Origin of the sequence: Streptomyces sp. SID14478, assembly GCF_010548525.1 — a bacterium.
GTDB lineage: Bacteria > Actinomycetota > Actinomycetes > Streptomycetales > Streptomycetaceae > Streptomyces.
Window position 1 is genome coordinate 1 of record NZ_JAAGMG010000013.1, and the last position, 7,488, is coordinate 7,488.

The 7,488-nt window shown below is 65.3% G+C and carries 6 protein-coding genes and 1 tRNA gene; 3 read left to right on the forward strand and 4 right to left on the reverse strand.

All coding sequences use genetic code 11. From position 1 onward, the window contains the following. Positions 1-90 precede the first annotated feature (90 nt). Positions 91-555: a response regulator gene (locus G3I40_RS00730; protein WP_343244783.1), complete on the reverse strand. Its 465-nt coding sequence runs from the start codon at positions 553-555 to the stop codon at positions 91-93. Positions 556-718: 163 nt separating this feature from the next. Between G3I40_RS00730 and G3I40_RS00735 the strand changes: the two genes are divergently transcribed. After that, positions 719-790, forward strand: a tRNA-Arg gene (locus G3I40_RS00735). Between the two features lie 277 nt (positions 791-1,067). Here G3I40_RS00735 and G3I40_RS00740 read toward each other — a convergent pair. From G3I40_RS00740 to G3I40_RS00750, 3 genes are all read right to left on the reverse strand, one after another. Beyond that, a complete protein-coding gene (locus G3I40_RS00740) occupies positions 1,068-1,826 on the reverse strand; it encodes an AAA family ATPase (RefSeq protein ID WP_343244784.1) in 759 nt (252 codons plus the stop codon). Between the two features lie 82 nt (positions 1,827-1,908). Further along, positions 1,909-4,467, reverse strand: coding sequence for an NB-ARC domain-containing protein (locus G3I40_RS00745; RefSeq protein WP_164300189.1), 2,559 nt, complete (start codon positions 4,465-4,467; stop codon positions 1,909-1,911). A gap of 511 nt (positions 4,468-4,978) precedes the next feature. Further along, positions 4,979-5,386, reverse strand: a complete 408-nt coding sequence (locus tag G3I40_RS00750; protein ID WP_164300190.1) for a hypothetical protein — start codon at positions 5,384-5,386, stop codon at positions 4,979-4,981. Positions 5,387-5,618: 232 nt separating this feature from the next. On the opposite strand from G3I40_RS00750, the gene G3I40_RS00755 reads away from it, so the two are divergent. Further along, positions 5,619-6,398 carry an ABC transporter ATP-binding protein gene (locus G3I40_RS00755; protein ID WP_164300191.1) on the forward strand — a complete coding sequence of 260 codons (780 nt, stop codon included), beginning with the start codon at positions 5,619-5,621 and terminating at the stop codon, positions 6,396-6,398. Continuing rightward, the coding region (locus G3I40_RS00760; protein WP_164300192.1) for an ABC transporter permease at positions 6,395-7,488 on the forward strand (1,094 nt) is incomplete at its 3' end. The genes G3I40_RS00755 and G3I40_RS00760, both read left to right, overlap by 4 nt.

Here is a 7,488-nt window from a genome sequence, read left to right on the forward strand (position 1 = left end):
CGTCCGCGCGGGGCGACGCGGCACGGGCCGGGGCGTCGCGGGGCGGAGGCGTCAGCGCGGGATGTCACGGCGCGGGGCGTCGCGAAGGTGTCAGCGCTGGGCGTCGGACGTCGAGGCACCGTGGCGAGAACTGTCGGCCGTGTGCCCGTCCCCGCCCTGGCCGCGCGGCGTCGACGCACGCGCCCGCTCGCACAACTGCCGTACCACGCGCACGAGTTCACTCGGCTCGAACGGCTTGGCCAGGAACGCGTCGACGCCGACGTCGAGCCCGCTCTCCACCTCGTACTGACTGCAGCCGCTGACGATGACGAGGGGCAGCTGGCTGGTCCGCGGGTCGCTACGCAGCCGGGCGGCGGCCCGCAGGCCGTCGAGGCGCGGCATGACCACGTCCAGGGTGACCACGTCGGGCTGCACCTGATGCACCACGTCCAGGCATTCGGCACCATCGGCCGCGGTCACGACCTCGAAGCCCTCCAGCTCGAGATTGACCCTGATCAGCTGCCGGATCACCTTGTTGTCGTCCACAACGAGGACCCGACCGGACGCGCCTGGCACCTCTCGAGAGTAGGTCGGCACCCGCCGCCGCGTCCGGGTTTTCCCCACTTCCGCCCCGTACCGGGGGCCCGCCCCGGCCTCCCGCCCCCGGAAATAACCTGTTCCTGAAGACCCGGACCGAGCTGGTAGGGTTCTACCCGTCGCCGCACACCACGCGGCACACGCCCCCGTAGCTCAGGGGATAGAGCAACGGCCTCCGGAGCCGTGTGCGCAGGTTCGAATCCTGCCGGGGGCACTCGCCAAGTAGCCAGCACGAATCAAGCGCTGAGCAGGGCGGATGCCGACATGAGAGAGCGGGAGTCAGTCTCACTGACTCCCGCTCTCTCTCGTTGTCTACGGCTGATCGCGACACACCTCCGACACACCCCTGCGACAGCAAGACGCCCCCGAGAGCTGGCGGACCCACGAGCAGCCACCCGCTTCCCGAGCGGCAACTTCCGCCAGACCAAGGCCCTGCCATGACCGACGGGCATTACACCTGTAAGGGATGATCTGTGGCAAAGTGGGCTAATTCAGTCACGTACGCGGCGGACGCAGCGGGCCGCAATGCTGACTACTGCATGCAGAGCGAGAGCCACGTCCTTGGGCTTCGCTCCGGGGTGAGCCCGGACGAAGCGCAGGATCGCCGCGCGGGTGTCGCTGACGGTGTGATCGGTGGCAGGTCCGTCCAGCAAGTGCCAGGCGCCGGAGGCTTCTTGGAACGAGAGGGCGTACTCGGCTTCGTTCACGTCGCGACCGGTCACATGCAGGATGCCGTCCGCCTGCCCGCGGGCCCGCTTGAGGACGAGCGTGGCGTCGGCCGCGCCCGCGATGCCGTTGGTCCCCGAGACCTCCGTGAGGAAGTCCTCGGAGGCCATCTTGCGCACGTGGTGGACGAGCACCACGGCGATGCCGTAGTGGTCCGCGAGGCGCTTCGCGTAGCCGACCGCGACGTAATCCGCGTCGTAGGCGGACACGCCCTGTGGGGACTGGCCGCGCATCTTGGCGAACGCGTCGATCACGACCATGCGGGCATCGGGGTTGCGGTCGAGCCATCCGGCGATGGCCTCGCTGCCGCCCTGAGGGAAGGGCGGGCACTCCGTGACCAGGGTCAGACCGGCGGGCGCCTGCTGGCCGCCCAGGAGCTTGCCCATGCGGGTCTGGAGGCGGCGCGGGGTGTCCTCCAGGGCGAGGTAGAGCACGGGCCCGCCCTGGACCGGTACCGAGTCGAACGCCTGGCTTCCACCCTGAGCCCCGAGTGTTACAGCCTGTTGGCGAAGCCAACCCTCGATGGGCGTAGGAGCCGGAGGCGACTTCCTTCGCTATCCGGCGTTTCTAGCGGCTACTGCCTGCAGGGCTACGCCACTTTAACGGTCAGCCAAGCCAACGGAGCTGGTTGGCGCGATCTCCTCGCGGATCGTCTTTCACGGGGGCGAAGGCAACCGCCACCCCCTCGGACAAGTAACCCCAGTGCTCCTGTATGCACAGATTACTGAGATGGAAGAAGTAGTCCTCCCCCCACGATCGAACGAACCCGAACAGGCGATCTTGATTCGTATTCTTGACGGAGCCTATTTGGCGACTCAGCAGCACCGGATCCAACGCGCGGACGCGATCCTTTAGCCGGGCCGCAAAATTGTCGAAGTTCGCCACAAGGTAGTTTTCGTCCACTTTCTCGCGCAAATCAGCGCACACCTCAGCGACCTGAATCATCCGATCGGAGGGCTCACCGTGAAGCATTTCGATACGCGCATTTTCGACTATCTCGACGAATGCCTCAATTATCTCAGCCGCTCTACTGTAGGCGAGTTCCTCCTGATACCTCAGCGCACCAGACCACGCTGACCGGCCTCCAATTGTCAGCGCAATCGCACCCTCGTCAGCAGTTGGCCTCAACGACACCACGTGGCCGGCGCTGGCCACAGCAGAATCAAAATCATTTAGCTGTGAGTGCGCCCACGCGATCTCCAGAATCACGCTAGGAGGCACCTCCGCCGTAACCGCAGCCTTCTGCAGGAAATCCAGACCTAGCTGCGGCTCGACTACGTCGTTCAACAGGAATGTCCCGTAGAAGTAGTTCAGCGTGGGTGACTCAGGCGCAAGTTCGATGGCCCGCTCGTACGCCGCGCGCGCCGACCCCATATCCCGCCGCCCTACATGAATGAAGGCCTCGGCACGCCAAGATTCATGGTACGCGGGGGCAAGGAGCTGTGCCTCTCGACACGTAATTAGAGCAGAATCGTATTCGCCCCGATCATACTCACGCAACGCCTCACGCAGAATCCGCGCCACACTAAAGTCTCCGGGCCCCTTAATGTCGATCGTCCTCGGATCATATGGGGATGCGGTACTCTCAGCCTGCAAGGTAACGCCAAGCTCGGTCAGCTCCTTACTTTTCCCCTCAAACCAAGACCTTAGGTCACCGCTCACCGCGTGACGCGTATCAAGATACTGCTTGCCAAAGTCGGAGATCTGATAAGTGGTATCTGACGTATCCCCCATAGACGCACCTTGCATCTGAACGAAGTTGGTTGTCATCAACTCCAGCAGACTCGATTGTATGGCGCTTGCGGAGTAGTCATTTATGAATGCAAGCTCTGCTTGGCTCCGTCGACCGGGCAAAACTTGCATTGAGCGGAGCACGGAGCGGGCCTGCTCGGACAAGTAGCCATACACGTTCGACATACAGTAATCGAGCAAGAGCTCATTCCCGCGTAGCAGTTCCTCTGGGCGTATTCCAGACTGAACGCCGGCTACGAACCACCGAATATAAGCGGGATGCCCCTTCATCGCCTGAACCATCTTCGTTACGGCGGGCGCAGGAAGCCCCTGGAGGGCCTTCACGTCACGCACCCTCGCCAACGTGTACAACAGCCGCGTCGCGTCGTGATCAGAGAGCGGTGAGAGCGCCACAGGGTTCTCGATGCCAAGACCAATTCGGCTAGTCACCATCACCTTGCTACCCATGGGCAGATCAAGCAAGAAATCGCGCAACCGCTGATCCAGGACGGTCTCTAGATTGTCCAGAATCAGCAGCACTCGAAAGTGCTCCAAATACTCAAGCACTTCCGCCACCGGATCGCCCGACGAAGCCGCCTTCTTACCGCCCAGTTGCTCCACCGCTGACGCAAAAAGCCCGAGCGAACTCTCAATCGCGTCACTGATTCGACGGATTTCACCCACTGTAAGAATGGTCGCCTTGGCAGAAACCCACACGAAAGCATCAAATTTATTCTTCGGGTCATCGAGGAGCTCGTATGCCACCTTGAGGGCGATCGAAGTCTTCCCAATTCCCCCGTCACCCAAGATTGAAACCACCGGGTAGGCCCCTTTAATGGCCTTCTTGATGCGATCAATTTCCTGCCGCCGACCAAAGAAGCCTGTCTCGTCGAACTCAGGTGCGGGAAGGTTGTGCTGAGGGGCATTATCCGGCTCCCCAACCAGACTGATCGTCAAACCCAGAACGTATGCGGGGTCAGCTTCGATCCTTCGCAGGCACTCCGCTACACAGCCCCAAAGGTCATTCGACGAGGAGCACGCCTCCTCCGCCGTGTCATAAACGACCGCGAGGTCGTCCACTTCCATCGGACGAGTATGCGCTACCCGATTGCGAACTTGGGTCAGCTTCGAAATGCGTGGCGCAAGGCGCGCCAGCCTTTCTTGCGATTCCTCGGGAAGGCGATCCTTGAGCTTTTTCAAGACCTCGTAGGCGTCAGCAAAATCCAAGTACGACACGAGGGAGCCGAGGGTGACTTTCGCGCCATCCCCAACGTCACGATTACGCCTTATGAGAACCTTTTCGAATCGCTCTTCGTTTAGAAGTTCTTTGGCGTCGTCACTATCAGAAGTGACAGCGACTACTGCGTTCCGCAAGTCTTCCTCTACAGCGGAGAGAATCGCGAAGCACGTCAAACGCGTAGCGGTCGAGCTCATGAACTAAACCCCCGAACATCCCACTTGTCGTGACTGGCCCCCAGTCCGAACTAACAAGGGTGAGCTACCGAAACTTGAAGTGTCTAGCATCTTGCCGGACATCCACAGGCTTCCTTCAGGACAGCCAGACGTTGGTCGACCGCCTTCACCCGTCGTCCTCGGTTCGGCCAGGAGCAGGCGGGTGCGGCTCGGACACTCTCAAGGGGAACGGGGCTGGGCGGTGTGTCACACCTCCGACACACTCCTTCAAGATCGTGCGCAGTACGGCGGTATAAGCGCAGTTCAGAGGCCTAATGCCGCTTCAATGACACAACCACTCCGGAGCCGTGTGCGCAGGTTCGAATCCTGCCGGGGGCACTCGCCGGACCACCTAGGAACGTTCCTGGGTGACCAGGGCGGATGCCGACATGAGAGAGCGGGAGTCAGTCTCACTGACTCCCGCTCTTCGTCGTGGTCCCTCCGTGTTCACGACATGGGAGGACTCCGGGTTCGCGTCAGTGCGCGCCGAGGTCTAGTGGAGCCCGGCTGGATCGATCGGTGCGTCAGGCGTGTCGGGGGGATCGGCCTCGGGGGCTCGGCCGCCCTCGTCGACAAGGGTTCCGTCCTTGTCCCACTCGCGAAAACCCTCTTCACACCCGGTGGTGCTGTAGAAGGTCTGCTCTGCCAGGCGGCCGTTCGGGTGCCACTTGCGCCACTCGCCGACGACCACGCCCTGCTTGGCTCTGCCTTCGCTTCTCTTCGTGCCGTCCGGGTACCACTGGAGTTGCGGGCCGGAGAGGATTCCGGACACGTAGGTTGCGAGGCGAATCATCCGTCCCTCTTTGTCGTGTGACACGACTTCACCGGTGAACGGCTCGTCCTCTTCGTAGTGGGCGATCAAGTCTTCGTCCGTGTGGATGTCTTTTTGATTGACTCTCATGATTGTTCCGTGGCGACAGAGATCCGGTTCGCGGGCAGCCTGCGGGGATAGTCCTTCCCGTCCGAGGCGGGGCAGTTGCGGCGATGGGGACTGTTCCAGCTCCGGTGGCTCGGCTTGCATGCGGGCGAGAAGGGGCTTTCGTGCGGGGCCGCTTCGCGGGGGTCGTCCACCACTTGGTGGACCCCATTTTCCACCGGTCGCCGCTGTCGGGCGCGTAGCCCCCGCGACCAGCATGGACGGCATGAAGAAGCCAGGGGCTACGTCGGTGGGGCCGGTTGTCGGGATGTGGGACGTCCGGCGGGAGTACAGCGGGGGGCGGGTGCGGGCACTGGACGGTGTCAGCGTCGGCTTCGAGAGGGGGAGCTTCACGGCCGTCATGGGGCCCTCCGGGTCGGGGAAGTCGACCTTCTTGCACTGTGCGGCCGGGCTCGACCGGCCCACGGCGGGGTCCGTGCGGCTGGACGGGGTGGAGCTCGGGGGGCTGCGGGAGCGGGCGCTGACCAGGTTCCGCCGGGAGCGCATCGGGTTCGTCTTCCAGGCGTTCAACCTGCTGCCCGCGCTGAGCGTGGTGGACAACGTGACGCTGCCGCTGCGGCTGGCCGGCGTCCGGCTCGAACGGGGCGCCGTGGACGAGGTGTTGGAGCGGGTCGGGCTGGGCGGCAAGCGGCGCAGCAGGCCCGGGGAGCTGTCCGGCGGGCAGCAGCAGCGCGTGGCGGTCGCACGGGCGCTGGTCACCCGGCCCGCGGTGATCTTCGGGGACGAGCCGACCGGTGCGCTGGACACCCGGTCCGCCGCCGAAGTGCTCACGCTGTTGCGGCAGTCGGTCGACGGGGCCGGGCAGACCGTCGTGATGGTCACGCACGATCCGGTGGCCGCCGCGTACGCGGACCGGGTCGTCTTCCTCGCCGACGGCCGGCTCGTCGGCGAGCTGAAGCGGCCGACCGTGGAGCTGGTCGCCGAGCGGATGCAGATGGCGGTCGGGCACGGGGCAGGGAACGGGGTGCGGTCATGATCCGGATCGCCGTACGCTCGCTGGCCTTTCACAAGGGCGGCTTCCTCGCCTCCTTCCTGGCCCTGTTCTTCGGCGCCTTGATCGTCATCGGGGCGGGCGGTCTCCTGGAGACCGGCATCCACAACGCCGCTCCGCCGCACCGGCTCGCCGCCGCGCCGATCGTCGTCACCGGCGACCAGCGGTACCAGTACACGCAGAAGGAGCTCGTCTTCCCCGAACGGATGCGGCTGGGTGGGGAGTTGCGTACGTCCATCGAGCGCGTCGACGGGGTCGGGGACGTCGTGCCGGACCTGTCGTTCCCCGCGGCGCTGGCCCGGGGCGGCGCGGTCACCGGGCACGGGTGGTCCTCCGCCAGGCTCGCCCCGTACGCGCTGACGAGTGGCGCGGCGCCGACCGGCGACGCGCAGATCGTGCTCGGCGGCAAGCTCGCCCAGCAGGCCGGGATCAAGGTCGGGGCACGAGTTCAACTGCTGGCGCACGGCGCCGAGTTGAGCTACCGGGTGTCGGGGATCGCCGCCGGGCCCGATGAGGGCAGTGACGTCTTCCTGTCGGACGCCGAGGCCGCGCACGCCGCGGGGCGGAACGGGAAGGTCGACAGCATCGGCGTCTTCCCGGCGTCCGGGGCGCGGGTGCAGGGGGTCGCCGACGCCGTGCGCGAGGCCGTCGGCAGTGACACCGTCGCCGTGCTCACCGGGGACGCACGCGGCCGCGCCGAGAACCCCGACGTCCTCGCCGACGGGAGCGATCTGATCCCGCTCGCCGCGGCGTTCGGCGGGCTGTCCGCCATGGTCACGGTGTTCGTCGTGGCCGGCACGCTCGGCCTGTCGGTCCAGCAGCGGCAGCGCGAGATGGCGCTGCTGCGCACGATCGGGACGACGCCGGGGCAGCTGCGCCGTCTCGTGCTCGGCGAGACCCTGTTCCTCGCGGTCGTCGCCACCGGGCTCGCCTGCCTGCCGGGGCCGTGGTTCGGGCGCCGGCTGCTCGGGGCCTTCGCGAGCGCGGGCGTGGTGCCGGACTCCATCGCCTTCCGTTCCGGGTCCGTGCCGCTGATCGCCGGCGCGGGTCTGGCGCTGCTCACCGCCGTCGGCGC